Here is a 19,238-nt window from a genome sequence, read left to right as displayed (position 1 = left end):
ATTCTCAACCTATATTCTTTCCATGCTTTTAACGAACGCTCATCTATAAGCGACGCAACCACCTTACGCCTAAATCCGTTGTTCTTTATGGACACACCGAACTAACTTCGACCAACCACCAACCAATGGCACACGAACACCATCATGAAGACCATGCGGGGCACCACCACGGGCCTACCGTGCTGACTGCGGTTAACCGGGCATTAATTATCGGGGCCGTTCTCAATACGCTGTATGTGGTGGTCGAGTTTGGCCTGGGGTTTTATTACAACTCTCTGGGTCTCATTGCCGATGCGGGCCATAACCTCAGCGACGTTGCCGGTCTCCTGCTGTCTTTGTTGGCCTTTCGATTGGCGCGCGTTCGGCAGACACCAAGTTTCACCTACGGTTACCGGAAGAGTACTGTGCTAGCATCGCTCACCAACGCCGTCATTCTGTTAATCACCATTGGGGCTATTTTATGGGAGAGCATCCAGCGTTTTCAACATCCCGAGCCGGTGGCGGGTGGCCCGGTGGCATGGGTTGCCGGGTTCGGCATTTTGGTAAACGCCGGATCTGCACTGCTGTTTTTCCGCGATAAAGACCACGACCTGAATATCAAAGGGGCGTATCTGCACCTGGCCGCCGACGCACTGGTATCGCTCGGCGTCGTTGTGGCCGGTATCGTTATCAGTTATACCGGCTGGGTCTGGCTCGACCCCGTTATCGGATTGGTTATAGCCGCTGTGATCCTGGGCTCAACCTGGCGCTTGCTGAACGACAGTTTGCGGCTGTCGATGGACGGCGTACCGACGGATATCAACCTCAACGACGTACTCACCGATCTTCGGGCCGTAACGGGCGTACGTGATGTACATCACGTACACATCTGGGCGATGAGCACAACCGAAAACGCACTCACCGCCCACCTGGTCATTCAACCCGGCCTCTCGGATTCGCAGATCGTGGCTCTTAAACACGATGCCCGGCACCGGCTCGAACACCGAAAAATAAGCCACGCTACGCTGGAAACCGAAACCACGACCAAAGACGAATGCCAGACAGAAGTCTGTTAAAAAAGGGGCAATAACGTCAGAAAAGCTTGTGTGAAACCGATTTCTCAGACGTGTATCAGAACGATACTATTCAGGCTATTCAACTGGCATTCAAGCTATTTTCTTCGTATCTTGAAGAAAAACAACAGCCAGCAACATGTACTTCTTTCAAGACGAAGATAACGAACAACCCGAGACCGTTGAAGAGCGTTTATTCCATATTCGGTCGTGTTTATCCACGAAAATAAACCTGAACAAGCTTGATCTGGATGGCTTTCCGGAGGAGATTTTCAACTATCCACAGGTTACTCACCTCTACATGGGCACCCTTGCCCCATTATCACAGGAATCGGGTAATTCCCTGATCAACATCGTCCGAAAAAGGGCAAAGGAAACGAATGATTCATTTGCCTATCTGGAAGAAATCGCCGAAATCCGTCGCTGTATGACCCCGGCAAAAACCATCGGTTATCTGCCCGACCGCATCAGCGAGTTAACTAATCTGGAAGAGCTGTACCTTGTGGGGCAGCAACTAACCGAACTTCCGGAGTCACTTTGCGAACTGCCAAATCTGAAACGACTTTACGTACATAACAACAAATTAACAACGCTGCCTGCCACGTTCAGTCGGCTTAAATCGCTGGTCTGTCTAAACGTACGCGACAACCCCATCAAAGCCTGGCCAGACGGTTTCTGGGAGATGCCGTTCATCGGTCAATACCAGCGTGATCTGGAAATGGCCGATCAACGCGAAACCGAACTTCTTCTCAAAAAGAACTACAAAGCCGCCAGAACGCTTCGCAACGAAGCTATCCGCTGGGGGTTGCACTGGTAACTAGCGACACTCTGCGCTCAATAGGAGAAAAGCACGGAATCCATGCTTTTCTCCTATTGAGCGCATAATCACTTTTCAAATACCGGATGATTTTTACCGACGCTTCAGCAATGCAAAAGCCCCCGCCGTGACCAGCCCTCCCACCAGATACCAGCCCACAGTCATGGCGGCAGTTGCGGTGGTACGGCTGCTGGGCGCGGTTCCTAACCCCATAGGACCGGGGAGAGCTACCGCACCAACGCCCGCAGCTACCCCCAAAGCCGCTCCAGTAAGCAGGGCATTCTTTGGCTTGGCCAGCCCGATTAGACTATAGTATATGGCGTTGGAAACAATATCACCACCTAGTGCCCAGTCGTGAAGTTCGTCGTCGGCGGGTGGCTCTTCATCAACGCTTTTCATTACTTTCTTAATGGCCCGCATACCCAGAATATCGGCGCGGGGGGCGTCGGGGATGAACCGGCGGGCCGTTTCGTGGAGGGCTGTCAGGGCACAGGCACCCGCCAGGCCGCTGCCCAGCGATTGCAGGAGAGTCTTGTTTATATCAGTCATAGGTGCTTAACTTGTGAGCCTATCTAAATGTTAAATACTGGTATCAAACCTGACAACGTCGTGCGTCTCCTGACCTTATTTCTACTTATAACCGGCTCGTTACTTGGCGGTTATACGCCAGCTATAGCCCAGCAAAAGCCGAAGCTAACGTACTGCAATCCGATGGACATCAGCTATCGGTATAACTTCGAGCAGTTAAACGAAAAGATCTCATACCGGTCCGGTGCCGACCCGGTTATCATCAACCACAAGAAAGAGTATTACCTGTTCGTCACGATTCAGGGGGGCTGGTGGCATTCTAAAGACATGGTTAACTGGAAATATGTTGTGCCCGATAAGTGGCCGATGGAAGATATGTGCGCTCCGGCAGCATTGTCGGTTCGCGACACGCTGTACCTCTTTCAGTCGACGTTTGAGCAGCGCCCTATTTTTTACTCGACCGAACCTGAGAAAGGAAAACTGAAATTTTTCAACCGATGGCTACCCCGTTTACCGAAAGATATTGGCCCCTGGGACCCGGCGCTGTTTCACGACGATGATACCGATAAGTGGTATATGTACTGGGGTTCTTCGAACGTGTACCCTCTCTTTGGTGCCGAGCTAGACAAGAGCCGCAATCTAACCTATGCGGGTACGAATCCATCGGCCTCTTACAAAGCCATGTTCTGGCTCGACCCGTATAAACACGGCTGGGAGCGCTTCGGCCCGAACCACTCCGACCCCTTTAAGCCGTTTACGGAAGGAGCCTGGATGACTAAACATAACGGCAAATATTACCTGCAATACGGCGCACCCGGCACCGAATACAATGTGTACGGCAATGGCACCTACGTTGGTAAAGATCCGCTTGGTCCGTTTGAGTACGCGCCTTACAACCCCGTTGCGTACAAGCCGGGAGGATTTGCTACGGGCTGCGGCCACGGCAACACCTTTCAGGATAATTTTGGCAATTACTGGAATACCGGCACCACCTGGATTGGCTACAACTGGGGCATGGAACGTCGGATTGTGATGAACCCGGCGGGTTTCGATAAAGACGACCAGATGTTTGCCAACACTCGTTTCGGCGATTTCCCGCATTACCTGCCCGACAAAGCCGTTCCGAGCCAGAACGGGATGAATGCCGATGAACTGTTTACGGGCTGGATGCTCCTCTCCTACCGCAAACCCGCCGTGGCTTCATCGACGTTAAGAGCGGCACCAACGGATACCCTGTCGGCGGACAGAACGACCGATGAAAATCCGCGCACGTTCTGGGTAGCGGGCCAGAACAAACCCGGCGAAACACTCACCCTCGACTTAGGTGCAGAACGCGATATACGAGCGGTGCAAGTGGATTATATCGACTACAAGCAAACTATTTACGATTCCGATTCTACAGTCTACACGCAGTTCAAAATCCTGACATCAATGGATAACAAGAAATGGACTGTCGTAGCCGATTTGACGAAAGAACCCAAACGCGACCGCGCCTGTGCGTATGTGCCGCTCGACAAGCCCGCCCGCGCACGCTATGTTCGGTATGAGCATGTGTATGTTGCCGGTTCGCATCTGGCCATTAACGCCTTCCGGGTATTTGGTAACGGCCTCGGAAAAGCGCCCGTCACTCCGGCTACTCTCACGGCTAAACGACAAAAAGACCAGCGCAATGCCGACCTCTCGTGGAGCAAAGTTCCGGGGGCCGTGGGGTACAACATCCGCTGGGGCATTGCACCCGACAAGCTGTATCAGAATTACCAGTTCTGGAATGACGGACCCAATACCTTCGAGTTGCGGGCTTTAAACGTTGGCGTTCCCTATTACTTCGCCATCGAAGCGTTTGACGAAAACGGCGTGTCGGTATTAAGCAAGGTGGTCAGTGACGGATCAGGGCTGTAGATCGTAGCCGGGACCCTGGACCACGTCAGCCTCGCCCTGCTCGCATACCTGCACTATCTGCACTACCCGCACTGCGTCAGCCCCGCACTGCCCGCACTGCATCAGCCCCGCACTGCCCACACTGCATCAGCCCCGCACTACGTCAGTCATGCACTGCCCGCACTGCGTCAGCCCCGCACTACGTACGGGGTTATCCAAAGTCAACACCTTCGGCGTTGTGGACAGCTGACTCTCTCAACGCCGAAGGTGTTGACTTTGGATAACCGTATGCGTAGCGTACGGCACGCGTAGCGTATGGCATGCCTGGCATACGACACCCAGGCAACCTGTATACAACAAAGCCAAAGGTGTTGACTAGTACTTGATCTGTGCCTAACTTACAGCCTATGAGCTACCGCCAGATCCTGTACCACATTGTCTTTGGCACAAAGTACAGAAACCCAACCATCACAGATGCACATTGCGAAGAGCTGTATAGATACATTTGGGGCGTCATAAAAAACAAGAAAGGGACTCTATTCAGACTAAACGGCGTGGAAGACCACATCCATATTCTCAGTGATCTGCATCCTTCCATAGCCCTGGCCGATTTCGTGAAAGACATCAAAGTAGCCAGCTCGCTCTGGATGAAGGCGAGCGGCCTGTTCCCTGATTTCGAAGGTTGGGCTGAAGGGTACGGTGCCTTTACTTATTCGATCAAAGAGCGCGACCGGGTCATCAATTACATCAAGAGACAGAAAGAACACCACAAAAAAGTAACGTTCAGTGATGAATACAAAGCCCTGCTAGACGAACACGGCGTTAATTACGACGAAAAGCACTTACTAAACTAACAACGCCGAAGGTGTTGACTCTGGATAACCCCGTACGTAGTGCGGGGCTGACGCAGCCGACAGAGATGCCCAGCCGACACAGATGCCCAGCCGACACAGACACACAGCTCACCCATACAACCTCACTATGACCTTTACCTTCCGAAACGACCAGCCCGATCTGGCTCTGACCATCCTGTGCGAAGTAGGCCAATGGCTCGCCGATAACGACCGCGAACTCTGGAAAGTCGATACGCTCACCGCCGAAAATCTGCTGGATGAACACACCACCGGCAACCTCTTTGTGCTCTACGCCGACCGTCAGGAAGGGGCTGGCCCCGAACCGGCTGCAGTCTTTATCCTGCAATGGGTCGACCCGCTCTACTGGCCGGATGTGCCGCCCAACACCTCGGGCTTTATCCACAAACTGGCCATCCGTCGACCATTTAACGGGCAGAATTTATTTGCCGCTATCATCGACTTCAGCCGGGAAGAGTGCCTGAAACGTGGCATTAAAACCCTGCAACTCGAAACCGACGCTTCCCGCCCCAAACTGATGCAGTTTTACGAACGATATGGTTTTCAACCCACGTACCGGCGCGAGATGCACGAATTTGGACAGTCATTTACCAGTCAGTTTTACGTCATGACGTTTTAGACGCTGGCGCACATATTGACCGTATGGGATGGTAATTTGTCAGCAACTATGAACGCATGGTAGGGTAACTTTGCAGTCTACCGAAAACACATCCTGTGGCCAACCGTCAACTGCTTCATATTTACGCCATCATTTTCATTGATGTCATCGTCGGCTCGGCGGTTGGACCTATTCTGCCGGAGTTTGTCAAAGGGCTGGAACGCCCCCAACTGTGGCTTGCCGTGGGCACAGCCCTGTTTCTGGGCATGCAGTTGTTTTCGGCACCGCTGTTAGGAAAGCTCTCCGACGGCTACGGCCGTCGCCCCATTTTCATCATCTCAGCCATTGGCACGTTCCTGGCCGACTGCCTGCTGCTACCCGTTCGGGTTGGTTATTATTTTGCCAATCGGGTCAGTGATGGCACGACAAACGGCATGTACGCCACCGTCCGCTCGGCGATTACGGATATCTCACCCAAAGAGAGTCTGTTTAAAAACCTTGGCATCGAAGGGGCCATCATATCCCTTGGCTTTGTCATTGGTCCGGCCGTATCGGGTTTGCTACTAACAACCTTCGACGTTGTTCAGGGCGATCAGGCGCGGGTGGTGGCTATTATGGCGGTCACGCTGTCGAGCGTAAACATGATTCTGAGCTGGACACTGCGCGAAACCCACCCAAATCCGCCGGGTATAACAACGGCTGCCCTAAAAACGGAACTAGCCAACTCACTCGACGTACACACTCTATGGACCAGGCTGTTAGCCAAAGACCGGCACTATAAAGGCCTGAAGATATTGGTGTTGATGCAACTGGCACTAACGTTCAGCACGGGCTACTATTTTTACTTCGTCACCTTCGCCAGTTTTGGGGCGTTGCAAATGGATGCCAAAGCCATTTCGTATTTCTTCATGTATTTCGGTGGGCTAAGCGTCGTGATCAGCTACGTCTTTTACGGCTACATCGCCGACCGGATTAACCAGCGACGGGGCATTTTCTGGCTCGCCCTTTTGGGTGCACCCATACTTGGCGGTTATGGCCTGGTGGGCACGTCAGTCCTATGGCTGTACATCCTCGTCACGATCGACTGTCTTACGTTTTCACTTATTCAGGGGTTGATTGAAGGCTTGATGGCCCAACTAACGTCGGACGAAGACCGGGGTGAAATCTTCGGCATCAACCAGGCCTTGCAGGGTGTAGCCAGTTTTGTGACCACAGTAGTATTTGGGATTCTATCGTTAATTGATCTACGATTACCCTTCGCCTGGTTCGGCGTCTGTCTGTCCGTAGTGGCGTGGCTGGCGTGGAAACGGAAGGTTTGAAAGCTCGCACCAGCTTGAAAGTTAGCCTACGATCACTGAACGCGAATCAACTGCACACCCACTACCGGCCGACCATCGGCAGTAACACCCTGCACCACCACCCGCAGTGTTCGGACTACATCCGACAACGGAAACACCAGTTGACTATGCCCCTGGCTGTCTGTTTGCATGATAGGCTTCCAGTACAACACATCTCGCCGGTCGATACGCTCCGCAGATTCCGGTTGCCCTTCGCCGGGTCGATCTGTAGTAACCGTTTCGTAACGGGGCACATAAAACTCCCGCTGAACGGACGGGAAGCCAATTACCTGTAGCGGTTTCATACCTGCCTTTTCATCGTCGGCGGCCGACTGCCCCGGCCGGAAACGTTTAGAATAGAAAGCAATGACCCCATTGCCGCCCCGAACGCCATAAATACCCGCCGTGCCGCCATTTTTCAGTACTTCAATACGTTCGATATCGGCCGGATTGAAGGAGAGCAAAGCGGTGCCTTCTGCATCATCAATGGGCATGCCATCCATCAGAAATAACGGTTGCGTACTGCTTTTAAAACTGCCAATGCCTCGAATGATAACCTGATAGGAACCCACCAGCGACGTCGTTGACTGGGCTACCGTAACCCCCGCTACCCGGCCTCGTATCATTTCGTAGAGGTTGAAGAAACGGGGTGATTTATCATCGAAGAGAAGTACCGCATCGGCCTCTTTGTGCAAACTGGACCGTTGAATATCTTCCGGACGATCATCGGTTCGTCGGCCCCGAACCGTCACCTCTTTCAGTAATTTCACTCGTTTATCCCGGTAAAGCTCCGCGTCGCCTTCCTGACGGGTACGAGCCGCATCCAGTTGCGCACGCAGACTTAGCCAATCTGGCAGCGCCCGTGCGGTATCCGGCAACCAGCCCGTTTCAGGGCCTTCCAGAACCAGATGGGCCTCTTTACCGGGAATCGTTTTCAACTGACGATCGGTAATCTGGGCCATCAGCTTAAGCGTATCGGCAATGGAGAAACCAGCCAGCCGAAAGCGACCCCGCTCGTCGGCCCCCGCCGACCGCACAAACGACTGCCCGGCGGCCGTGGAGGCCAGAATGACCTGTGCGCCCGGCATGGGCTGGTTTTTGGCGTTAAGCACCCGACCCATCACAGAAACGCCCCCGAGTAATTCGGTGGAGGGGGTACCGCTCACGCGTCGCCAGCCCTGCGTCAATAACAGGTCATCTACCGCCCGGCGGGTCGCGGGCGAGTTATCAGTAATATACCGATTAGGTTGCTCCACCCGCCCGCGTAATTCGCCGGTGAGCAGCAGGTGGGTACGAATAGTGGCCTCTGCGGTATCGTCGGGCACTTGTTCAATATCGGTGATGGAAGCCGATAACCCAGCCACAACGGGTAAGCCATCATCATTCAGATTAACGCTCATGATAACCTTCTCCCGAGGCTGGTAGCGCGATTTGTTTGTACCCATTATGACCTTAATGGGCGGCACACGCTCAGGCAGAAACACCAGCCGTTCGGCCTGTGGGCGCGCGGTAGCATCGTAAAGCGTAATCTGGTTGAGGCCCGATGGCATCGACGCACTCGGCAGGCTTACCCGTGCTACGCCGTTTTCAAGCAAAATTTTCCGTTGCTCCACCAATCGGCCTTGTTGCTGAATCAACACATACACCGAGTCTTTCGCCGGGCGACTGGTGCCAATGACGGTAAGTGCCAGCCGAGTCGTATCGCTGACCACATCGGCCGCCAACATAAACCCTTCCGACTCGGCGGAGGGTAGTGGTATCAATTGCTGTTGACCGAACTGCTGTACATCAGCATAGTATTTCCGGCCCTTCTGGGGTGTTATAACTACGCTGCCCATGCCCAGCGCGTTTGTCGTGAACTGAGCTATTTCCGTCCCCTCTTCATTCACGATTCGGCCCGGCAGGGATAGCCCATGTCCATTTGGCTGAACGATTTTGATTCCCAGTCGGGCGGGTAACCCAACCAGCCAGCGCCCACCTTCGGGCAATAGCTGAACGTCAATTGATTTTAGCGATGTATCGACTGCGCTGGATTTGCGCGTTACACCTGTACCCTGGAGAATATTATAGACCGCAATCGCCCGGTCAAAAGCGGGTCGGTGCTGGCCGTCGTCTTCATCTGTGTAGGCTCTGAGTCGATAGGTTCCCGACGCCAGCGTGTCTGACAACCGGAAATTCCCCACTGCCCGACCATCCTCCACCTTCAGCCACTGGTGTTGAATAAGTTTGCCCGAAGCTGTCAGCAGATCGGCGTGGATAGCCGTCTCACCGAGTGGCCTCCGGCTGGTTCCTGCATCGAGCAGATACGCGCTTAGCCAAATACGGTCGCCGGTAGCGTAGAGAGGTTTGTCAGTATGCATAAACAGAACTGGTGCCAGTGCCTGAAACCGCTCATTGAAGGCGGTTGCAATCCGATTCATCCGGGCGTCGGGCGGCATCAGCTTTCCCTGAATAGCCACAGGTGTGTTGGTGTTTACAGATTCGGCATCGGCGCGGTTAGGAGTCCAGTCGGCAGGAAGCATGGTCGATATGCGATCGTCGGCCAGCGATCCCTGAATTTCGACACCAAAGGGCAGCGTAACCGTTCCGTCCACCGTCATTTCGAGCTGTCCGCCGGGTAATGTGATTTGCGTGTAGGCATAGCGCGCATCGAAGTAGGGCGAATAGTTCGACTGGGAACTGGTGTAAAATACAACCAGCGGCTGGGCCGACACCAGGCGTCGCTCGGTAGGTAATCGCCCCGGCTGAATTATCTCTTTTATGCGTAATGGTTTCAAACGACCATTTAATGAACCGTACAACGTGGTTCGATTGTCGCTGGTTTTGGCGATGGGGACGACTAAATCTTCCTGATACACCAGAAACCCTTCTTTCTCGTACGTACTGTCGATCAGGCTGGCCATCAGATGCCGGGTCGATCCCAGATAAGCCCGCATCCGGTTACGCCGAAATCGGCTCGCCTGTCGTTCATCCGTTGGTTTTATTTCTTCAAACCGGGTGGCACCGGCGTAATAAACCTTCTTTGATGTCCCGTCGAAATGAAGCAGGTCGTACCAGATTTTATACCCCAGCGCCTGGTTTTCAATAACGAGTGGCTCGCTGGCGGTTGCTTTCAGGTGGCTGTCTTCTTCGTGAAAGCTCAGCGCGTCGACGTTCAGAATCTGGCATTGTCCGCCAAAGGGTTCACCCAGTAATTGCCGTTTAAACTGCCGCAGGTGCTGCTGCCATTTTTTAGGATTGCCCCGAACCGTAACGGTAGCCAGTGTCTGATCGCTGGGCTTGAGCCGGAAGCTGACTCGGTTATCCGGGCTGTTATCCAGCCGAAATGTCCGCCGACTGGGCTGATAACCAATAAAAGAGGCCACTACTTCGACTGTTCCAAGCGGCACGCCCGTTAGTGAATAATACCCCTGCTCGTTGGTGGTTGTACCACGGGTGCTGCCATTGAGGTAAACATTGGCAAAGGGCATGGGTTTACCGGTAGTAGCATCCGTTACATAGCCCGTGAGTACGGTGGTTTGTGCATACGTGATCGTGGCTAGCCAGGTTAGCAGACAGGTAGTCAACCAAACGATAGAAAGCTGACGATTCATGTATGTTCAGGGATTGATCTGTTCGTGTGCAGAAGGCACAATTTAGACGATTTTACTCACGAAATCAACCGGTTATCTCCTCCAGCTTTTCGCCCGAGAATGCAATTGCCCGTTCGGCAAAGAGCACTTTGGTAGCGGCCCAGGTCGTCCGGAATAAATCACTTTGCCGATACGACTCCAGCGCATCGGCAGACTCCCAAAGGCTGTACGTCATGCGAACGTTTGGCTGATCGGGATCGCGCAGGAGTTCGAGGTGATGGTTACCGGGAAAGGCGCGAATGTGATGCTTGGAGCGGTCAAAGATGGCATGAAAGTCAGGTAGTTTACCGTCCTGAAACGTCATTCTAACTATACGAACGAGCATAAATTCAATCGAATAAAGAGCAATTATACTTTATTAGACAAAGAACTATTTTATTCCGCTGGTTTTCTCTGTGGTTCATTAATTCTTCTTTTTTATCAACCACAGAGATCACAGAAAAGAGCTTATTAAGAAGCTTCATTTGTTTTTAGGCAACCAGCCATTATATATACTTTTTTTCATATTATTACTTACTACACACAAATCATTCATATTTTTTAACAAACAGAAACAAGTATGAATGAGAAAACCTATAACGACCTTAGTCGCAAAATAATAGGTGCCTGCATAGAAGTACACCGCGAACTTGGACCAGGGCTACTTGAAATTGTCTATGAAGAATGTCTTGCGTTTGAATTATAGAGCCTCGGCCTTTGTGTTGAACGGCAGGTTGAGCTACCTGTCATCTACAAAGGCCATCTATTAGACAAAACTTTTGTCATGGACATCATTGTGGATGAACTGATCGGCCTGGAGCTAAAGGCCGTACAGGAATTGATTCCGCTCAATCATGTACAACCAATGACTTACCTCAGAATGGCCCAAATGAAACTGGGCCTTCTCATTAATTTCAACGTTGAACTTTTACGCAATGGCATTCATCGGAAAATTAATGGCAACTTAAATTAATAGAATGGGTTGATTATAACGGTAAAAGAACAGACAAAACGCCTTGTTCTTCGTGTTGATATGGCGTAACGCCCTGTGTTTAAACAAAACCCTTATTATGAAGTATCGCACATTTGGCCGTACGGGCTGGAACGTCTCCGAAATTGGTTACGGCATGTGGGGCCTGGCCGGCTGGACCGGGTCCGACAAAGAAGAAGTACTACGCGCCCTCCAACGGTCCGTTGAATTGGGATGTAACTTTTTCGATACTGCCTGGGCTTATGCCGATGGTGTCAGTGAAGAAATCCTGAACCAACTGCTTAAAAACAATCCCGACAAGCGATTGTACGGCGCGACCAAAATTCCACCTAAGAACCGGCAATGGCCCTCGAAAGCGGGGTCTAAGCTCGAAGACGTTTTCCCGGCCGATTACATCGTTGAATACACCGAAAAAAGCCTGAAAAACCTCGGCGTCGACACCATCGACCTGCAGCAGTTTCACGTTTGGGAAGACAGCTGGGCCGATCAGGACGAATGGAAAGAAGCCATTACCAAACTGAGTGAGCAGGGTAAAGTGCGGGCGTGGGGACTGTCGGTAAACCGCTGGGAGCCGGACAACAGCCTCAACACTATCCGCACCGGCCTCATCGACGCCGTGCAGGTCATTTACAACATTTTCGATCAGAATCCGGAAGACAATCTGTTCCCGCTCTGCCGCGAAATGAACGTTGGCATCATTGCCCGTGTCCCTTTCGATGAAGGCACGCTGACGGGAACCTTCACCAAAGAAACGACCTTCCCGGCCAACGACTGGCGGTCAACGTATTTCGTACCCGAAAACCTGAACAGCAGTGTCGATCATGCCGATGCCCTAAAGCCACTCCTTTCAGACGGTATGAGTATGCCCGAAATGGCCCTTCGGTTTATTCTGAGCAATCCCGATGTGCATACCACCATTCCGGGAATGCGCCAGATCCGCAATGTAGAAGCCAATACCGCCGTGAGCGACAAAGGACCTCTGTCGCCCGAGTTAGCGCAGGAATTAAAAGGCCACCGCTGGGATCGCACACCAACCGAGTGGAGTCAGTAAATTTGTACCAGACAGCCTTTGGCTGTCTGTATCATCCTGCAGACAGCCAGAGGCTGTCTGGTACAATCTTATGAAAATCCTCCTGATCGAAGACGAGCCTGCTTTACAAACGGCCGTACAGCACTATCTGGAAAGTGAAGGGTACACCGTCACGACGGCCGGTACGTACTTACAGGCTGCCGAAAAAGCAAATGACTATGACTACGATTGCGTGGTGGTCGACCTGATGCTGCCCGACGGCAATGGCCTCGACCTGGTCAGAACGCTTAAACGGCGGCAGTCGACAACGGGCATCATCGTCGTGACGGCGAAAGATGCCCTGGCCGACAAACTTACCGGTCTGGATGCCGGAGCCGACGACTATCTGACAAAACCCTTTCACCTGCCCGAACTCAACGCCCGGCTGCGATCGGTGCTGCGTAGACGCCTGTTTAACGGGCAGGCACAGCTAACAGCCGGTTCGCTCACCCTCTGGCCCGATCAGCAACGGGTAACAATTGAGGGAGCCGACATTAAGCTAACGGGAAAAGAATACGAACTGCTCCTATTTTTAGTTACCAATGCCGACCGGCTGTTATCGAAATCGGCCATTGCCGAGCATGTCTGGGGAGATGCCATGGATGCGGCCGATTCGCACGAATTCCTCTATACGCACGTCAAAAACCTCCGCCGTAAGCTTATAACGGCGGGCTGCCCGGATTACATCCAAACCCGCTACGGAGCCGGTTACATTTTTTCGACCCGACTGCCATGAGCCTACTTAGCCAAACAGCCCGCTATTTAATTAGTACGGCGTTTGTGATTGCCCTGGTGGGGTCTGTCGGCTTTTATGCGCTTATCCACCATGCGATCCGGCACGAAGTCGATGAAATTCTAATGACGCAGGTTAGCCAGACGATTCATAAGCTGCGTCATCAGCCGACTTCAACACTTACCGACTGGGATAACAACCCGCGCATTTACCGGTCAAACACCCCCGTAAAGCCCACCTTCGCAGACATAACCGTTCCTGACTCGCTGAATCATAATGAGCTAATTCCAATTCGGCAACTCCAGCAAACAGTTCTGATACACGGGAAATTGTATCTGATCACAGTTCAGCAACCGTACTATGAATTTAATGAGCTATCGCGCGAAATCTCGGCAGGCGTTATCGTTGGCTTTTTACTCCTGATGGGTTTGTCCGTCACAATCGGGATCGGCTTATCAAGTCGCTTGTGGCATCCGTTTTACGCCACCATCAACCAACTTGGTGCCGTTCGGCTCGATAGTAGCAACGAACCGGTATTTCCCGACAGTACCATTCGGGAATTCAGTCTCCTCAACCGTTCGCTGAGGGAACTGACGCAGAAACTACAACGTCAGTTTTCCCTGCAAAAACAATTTGCCGAGAATGCTTCGCACGAATTACAGACCCCATTGGCGGTTGCATCGGCCGAACTGGATTTCCTCCTTCAGTCCGATCACCTGATCGAAACTGACTACGATCATTTGCAACGCGCCACCGATGCGCTGGCACGACTGAGCCAGCTCAATCGTTCGTTGCTGTTACTCACCCAGGTAGAAAATAACCAATTTGCCAACGACGAATCTGTTGACATGAGCGAGTTGCTGACGCAATCTGTAGATGAGTACGAACCATTCTTCCAACACCGGCAATTGGTGGTTGAACGAACCATTACCCCTCATATCCATCTGCGTATGAACCGGCAACTGGCGCGTGTTCTGCTAACCAATCTCCTAAAAAATGCGGCTCGGCATGGGAGCCACGCAAAAGGGAGCGGATCTGTCAATGTAGCGTTAACGACCAATGCGCTAACCATTGCAAATACAGGCGAGCCATTACCTTTTCCCAAGCATCAGTTATTCGACCGGTTCGTCAAAAATCCCGCCCGGCCCGACTCGACGGGGTTGGGGCTGGCACTGGTCAAACAAATCTGCGACCGCTATAGCCTGCCATTAACCTATACATACGATACAGAAAGGCGGGAACATTCCTTCCGGATAGAATTACCGGCTCGGTAAGCTTTCTTCAAATTCTCTCCATAATTCCCACCGAAACTTGCTGTCAAATTCACAGCAATGAACTACCTCTTTTCAATTGGATTGCTTCTTTTTAGTACCCTTTCTTCATTTGGCCAAACCAATCTCCTGATTCGGGTTGAAGACAGCCTGACCCGCCAGCCCGTCATTGCCGCCACCGTTCGCACCACCACGAAACCCGTAATTGGCAACGTTACCGATGCCAATGGCATGACCCGGCTCAGCAATTTACCAGCCGGAACAAAAGCCCTGACGGTTAGTGCCGTTGGTTACGAAACCGAATCATTTCCCGTAACCACAACATCCGACACGCTGATTTTTCGGCTGCATAGCCAGGATGCATCCCTCGATGAAGTGACCGTAACCGCTACCCGCACCAACTCCCGAATTGAAGACTTGCCCATTAAGGTAGAGGTGCTGGGGCAGGAGGATATGGACGAAGAAAGTGCCGTCGTGCCCGGTAATGTGAGCAGTATTTTGGGCGATATTTCCATCATCCATATCCAGCGAACATCGGCGGTCAACGGCAACCAGGCCATTCGGATGCAGGGCCTCGACCCGAAATACACCCAGATCCTGCGCGATGGCCTGCCGCTTTACGAAGGTTTTTCGGGCAACCTCGGCGTCTTGCAGATTCCCCCGCTGGATTTAAAACAGGTGGAGGTTGTCAAAGGCTCCGTATCGACGCTCTACGGTGGCGGGGCCATTGGCGGCATGATCAACATCGTCTCCAAATCGCCCACGTCCGATAAGCCCACGTTTACGGCCCTGATCAATCGGTCGGGCCTGAAAGAAAGCAACAGCAACGCCTATTATTCGCAACGCTACGGCAAAACCGGACTGACGTTGTTTGCGGGTTACACCAACCAGCAAGCCGTTGACGTAACGGGCGATGGCTACACAGACAGCCCGGAAATCAAACAGGTCAATTTTCATCCGAAGTTCTTCTACAATCCCACCGACCATACCCGGATGAACATCGGTTATTCGTTCACCAACGAGCATCGAGAAGGTGGCTACTTGCCAGCTCTGGAGGGCACAGAGCCCAATGCGTACCGGAACAGCACCGACCTGCAACGGCACACCGTCGATTTCGACGCCAGCCACAACACCTCCGAAACTAACGCCATCACCCTCAAAGGGGCCCTGAGCACGTTCCACCGGAAAAATACTGACTATCAGAAACTTTCCGATGGAAAACAGTCGTCGCTCTATCTGGAAGGTAACAACCTAAAGCGATTTGGCAAACACCAGCTTATCGTTGGTGTGAACTTAACCGTTGAGGCTTTCCGCAAGAACCCCGATAGTACCCGGCTGGTCGATTATACCTATCAGACCATTGGCGGGTTTGTGCAGGACGACTGGCAGTTGGGCGACAAAGTAGCGGTACAGGCGGGCCTTCGGCTGGATCATCATAACACGTTCGGCAATTTTCTGCTGCCCCGCCTGTCCGTCAAGCTGAAACCAGCGGAGCCGTGGACGGTTCGACTGAGCGTTGGAACGGGTTATAAAACCCCGAATCTTTTTGTCAACCAAACACCCGGTGCGCTGAACGTCAGTCTGATTTTCCCGCGCCTGCTGCCCATCGACGTGGCCAATGTGAAAGCTGAGAAATCGATGGGGGCGAATATGGACATTGCGTACTCTAAAACTTTTGAGAGTGGTTTGTCGGTGCAGGTCGATCAGGCGTTTTACTACACCTATGTCAACTCGCCGGTCGTTTCGGCTTTCGCCAGTACGTCGAGTAATCTGGGGGCTTATACTCAACTGATCAACGCGCCGTACAACCTGCTCAGCGTCGGTACAGATACCTATGTTCGGCTGGAGTACAAGGATTATGAACTTTATCTGGGTTACAATCACACCCTATCCCGACGCGACGGACCCTCCAGTCCGGGACCCTCCAGTCCGGGGCCAACCGATAACACCTATCTCCCTCTGGCTCCACAAGACAAATTCTCGACCACCCTGGCCTGGGAAAGTGAACACGTTCGGCTCGGTGTTGAATCGGCTTATGTAGGATCGCAATACCTCTACAACAACCAGAAAGTAGTGAATTACTGGTTCTTTGCCGCCGTTGCCGAGTATCATTACAACGAACACTGGCGGCTCGTACTGAACGCCGAAAACCTCTTCAACATCAAACAGGCTAACTACGAAACCGTTGTGAGTGGCCCCATCACCCAACCTACCTTCCGTCCGGTGTGGGCACCGCTGGAAGGGCGAATCGTGAATTTGGCGTTGAAGTACACGTTGTGATGCTGGCGCGAGTATTGACCGCACGGGCGGCCCCGTCGTGCCTTTTGATATAGCAAGCATTCGCTTGCATCAGTGAATACTGACTGTATCAAAAGGCACGACGGGGCCGCCCGTGCGGTCAATACTCGTGCCAGCATCCTCATTCGACAACCAGTACCGAATGCAACGCCAACTCTGGTACGGTCACGGTAGCTACCCCTTTGTCATAGCGAACAGGTAAGCTCCGGTTCTCGGGTTGCTGGATGATGCGCTTCGGTTTCTTGTCAACACGAATCCGAACGGTGAGGTTGGTTAGGGGTGGCACTTCATCGTATGTAAATACCTGCGGGTCGGCGTGGCGACCTCCGGTGTTGATCAGGTTCACCGCCAGCCGGTCGCGTTGCCGGTTCAGGACAACGTGTACCAGATGCGAGCCGCTTACCTCAACTACAGGGTTTGTCAGTAATGGTTTGGCCAGCGACGCGATGAAATCACGCAGTTTGGCCGATTGGTGTTTCTCGTAATCACGGCTCAGATCGGCGTATATCGCCGTCAATTTCCCCTTGTCAAACTGCGTTTCCGTAGCGATTACGCCCGGCACCGGTCCACCCGCTTCCGATTGCAGGAAGTTACCAATGGGGGTTGTGTTCGGGCCGGTAATCCGCACGGGCTGAAACGGGCCGGTAAGCACGATCGACGCGCCCTTGTGCAGCACCGACCTGGGCGTAGTGGCCTTCTCATCCATTGGTGCAACGCCCAGTTCGGCGGCAAATGAGCGGGTTGTTCTCGCGCCGATCAGCATCAAATGACCACCCTGCCGGGCATAGTTGAGCAGTTCTTGCCGGAACGCCGGATCAAGCGAATCCTGTTGCGACACTACAATGACCGGATACTGATTTAGCCGTCCCCGAAGGTGATGTTCAGACAGCACTTCGACGGGTAATTGCGCATCCAGCAGGGCCGACAATATGCCACTAACCCGGTGCGTTTGCCCATTCCCGAACAGTGACTGATTGAACGCCCGAACCGTTGTGTTTGCATACAGCACGGCAATCTGCGGCACGGGTGTACTGCCCTCGCAAAAGGGTTGCCGGGCGCGCACAAACCGGCTCAAATCAGCCATAACGGGCAGCTCGCGCCGGGGGAGTGAGGCATCCCGGCTTTGCTGGTAGTAGGCCTGAAACCCACCGCCAAGCGCGATAATCTCGGCGGCTTCCTGCATCAGATGCACCGCCGACTTCTGATCGCCCTGCCGCTGTACCGGACTGAATTCGTACCAGAAACTCCACGACATCAAATCCCAGGGTTTGCTATAAAGCTGGCCCTGCGCGGCCATAACGCGCCCTTCCAGCGCGGCAGAATTGACACTATTCCCCGGTGTCAGATCGCCCGACAGAAAATCGACGTTGGTTGTGATGGGTTCCGGCATCATGGACGAATAGGCCCAGTTCGATGCAATCCGGAAGGTGGGCTTGTGGCGATGAACCGCGTCGACATAATGCCCGATATATTGGGTGAACGACTGCCGGGCAAATTCGTTGAACGCCCCGTAACCAGCATCTTTAGTCAAGCGCGGCACCGACTGAATGCCCGTTTCAGCCCGAAACTTCGCCAGCGCAGTGGGTGAATAATCCGGCACCGTTGCCCAGCACTCGCCATCGACCCATACGCCATCGGCACCATAATCGGCCAGTTCGTTGAGTTGCGGAATCAGGAGCGAGTCGGCATAAGGGCCGTGAACGGACGTTTTCGAGGTGTTAAGTGTGCCGTCGGCTTTCACGGCCGCCCAGCCGGGGTGTTTAGCCAGTGCCGCATCGTCGAACACCCCCGAATAATGCAGGTATAACCCAACGCCATGTTTGCGGGTAACGGCCCGGTAAAACGCCAGCGGATCTTTCGCGATGTTTGGAGCCACGGTTGCCGTACCCACTTTGGAAGGATAACTCGACACACCCGGATGACCTTTGCAGTCGATCTGAATAAAATCGGGTTTGACGGCCGTCAGTAGAGAATCGAGGCCACTTTCTGACAGATTTCGGCCAATCAGGGAGTCGTTGCTACCGGCGTGAAAATCGAAGTGAAGGCCAAAATAGCGTTTGGTGGCAGGCCCCAGCTTACCCGGTTGAGCACATAGTTGACCATTGAAGAGCGCAACGAGTAGTATGATAACGGCAGCCTTCATTTCCCGGAGGTTTGTTTCAGTAACAGGAAGGAGGATGCCG

Annotated in this window: 14 protein-coding genes and 1 pseudogene; 11 read left to right on the top strand and 4 right to left on the bottom strand. The window is 53.0% G+C overall.

What is annotated here, in order from left to right:
- Window positions 1-125: 125 nt before the first annotated feature.
- Window positions 126-1,055, top strand: coding sequence for a cation diffusion facilitator family transporter (locus CRO74_RS13870; protein WP_097126645.1), 930 nt, complete (start codon window positions 126-128; stop codon window positions 1,053-1,055).
- A 136-nt stretch (window positions 1,056-1,191) separates the two neighbouring features.
- Entirely contained in the window at window positions 1,192-1,869 is a 678-nt protein-coding gene (locus tag CRO74_RS13865; protein WP_097126644.1) for a leucine-rich repeat domain-containing protein, read from the top strand.
- Between the two features lie 93 nt (window positions 1,870-1,962).
- On the opposite strand, the gene CRO74_RS13860 is transcribed toward CRO74_RS13865, so the two are convergent.
- Window positions 1,963-2,418 (bottom strand): hypothetical protein, encoded by a 456-nt coding sequence (locus tag CRO74_RS13860; RefSeq protein ID WP_097126643.1) that lies wholly within the window; start codon window positions 2,416-2,418, stop codon window positions 1,963-1,965.
- Between the two features lie 27 nt (window positions 2,419-2,445).
- Here CRO74_RS13860 and CRO74_RS13855 point away from each other — a divergent pair, with 27 nt between their 5' ends.
- From CRO74_RS13855 to CRO74_RS13840, 4 genes are all read left to right on the top strand, one after another.
- A complete protein-coding gene (locus CRO74_RS13855; protein ID WP_097126642.1) occupies window positions 2,446-4,296 on the top strand; it encodes a family 43 glycosylhydrolase in 1,851 nt (616 codons plus the stop codon).
- Window positions 4,297-4,682: 386 nt separating this feature from the next.
- Complete coding sequence (gene tnpA, locus CRO74_RS13850) at window positions 4,683-5,129, top strand: IS200/IS605 family transposase (RefSeq protein WP_097126641.1); 447 nt, start codon at window positions 4,683-4,685, stop codon at window positions 5,127-5,129.
- A gap of 127 nt (window positions 5,130-5,256) precedes the next feature.
- Window positions 5,257-5,766, top strand: a complete 510-nt coding sequence (locus tag CRO74_RS13845; protein ID WP_097126640.1) for a GNAT family N-acetyltransferase — start codon at window positions 5,257-5,259, stop codon at window positions 5,764-5,766.
- A 95-nt stretch (window positions 5,767-5,861) separates the two neighbouring features.
- Window positions 5,862-7,064, top strand: coding sequence for an MFS transporter (locus tag CRO74_RS13840; RefSeq protein ID WP_097126639.1), 1,203 nt, complete (start codon window positions 5,862-5,864; stop codon window positions 7,062-7,064).
- A 32-nt stretch (window positions 7,065-7,096) separates the two neighbouring features.
- Here the strand turns inward: CRO74_RS13840 and CRO74_RS13835 are convergent, their stop codons facing one another.
- Both CRO74_RS13835 and CRO74_RS13830 read right to left on the bottom strand, forming a co-directional pair.
- Window positions 7,097-10,675, bottom strand: coding sequence for a carboxypeptidase regulatory-like domain-containing protein (locus CRO74_RS13835; protein ID WP_097126638.1), 3,579 nt, complete (start codon window positions 10,673-10,675; stop codon window positions 7,097-7,099).
- Window positions 10,676-10,739: 64 nt separating this feature from the next.
- Window positions 10,740-11,039 carry a putative quinol monooxygenase gene (locus CRO74_RS13830; RefSeq protein WP_097126637.1) on the bottom strand — a complete coding sequence of 100 codons (300 nt, stop codon included), beginning with the start codon at window positions 11,037-11,039 and terminating at the stop codon, window positions 10,740-10,742.
- A gap of 234 nt (window positions 11,040-11,273) precedes the next feature.
- Between CRO74_RS13830 and CRO74_RS13825 the strand changes: the two are divergent.
- The 5 genes and pseudogenes from CRO74_RS13825 (at window position 11,274) to CRO74_RS13805 (ending at window position 17,037) form a co-directional block, all read left to right on the top strand.
- Window positions 11,274-11,666, top strand: a pseudogene (locus CRO74_RS13825) (GxxExxY protein).
- A gap of 97 nt (window positions 11,667-11,763) precedes the next feature.
- Complete coding sequence (locus CRO74_RS13820; RefSeq protein WP_097126636.1) at window positions 11,764-12,735, top strand: aldo/keto reductase; 972 nt, start codon at window positions 11,764-11,766, stop codon at window positions 12,733-12,735.
- 70 nt (window positions 12,736-12,805) lie between these two features.
- Window positions 12,806-13,489: a response regulator transcription factor gene (locus CRO74_RS13815; protein ID WP_097126635.1), complete on the top strand. Its 684-nt coding sequence runs from the start codon at window positions 12,806-12,808 to the stop codon at window positions 13,487-13,489.
- Window positions 13,486-14,760: a sensor histidine kinase gene (locus CRO74_RS13810; RefSeq protein WP_097126634.1), complete on the top strand. Its 1,275-nt coding sequence runs from the start codon at window positions 13,486-13,488 to the stop codon at window positions 14,758-14,760. Before CRO74_RS13815 ends, CRO74_RS13810 begins: the two co-directional genes overlap by 4 nt.
- A gap of 57 nt (window positions 14,761-14,817) precedes the next feature.
- The gene (locus tag CRO74_RS13805) at window positions 14,818-17,037 is read left to right on the top strand and encodes a TonB-dependent receptor (protein WP_097126633.1); all 2,220 of its coding nucleotides are present in this window, start codon (window positions 14,818-14,820) and stop codon (window positions 17,035-17,037) included.
- Window positions 17,038-17,176: 139 nt separating this feature from the next.
- On the opposite strand, the gene CRO74_RS13800 is transcribed toward CRO74_RS13805, so the two are convergent.
- Window positions 17,177-19,198, bottom strand: a complete 2,022-nt coding sequence (locus tag CRO74_RS13800; protein ID WP_097126632.1) for an alpha-amylase family protein — start codon at window positions 19,196-19,198, stop codon at window positions 17,177-17,179.
- Window positions 19,199-19,238: the final 40 nt, after the last annotated feature.

This window comes from Spirosoma fluviale (assembly GCF_900230225.1).
In the GTDB taxonomy this organism is placed as follows: Bacteria; Bacteroidota; Bacteroidia; order Cytophagales; family Spirosomataceae; genus Spirosoma; species Spirosoma fluviale.
This window is presented reverse-complemented; position numbering and strand designations above follow the sequence as displayed.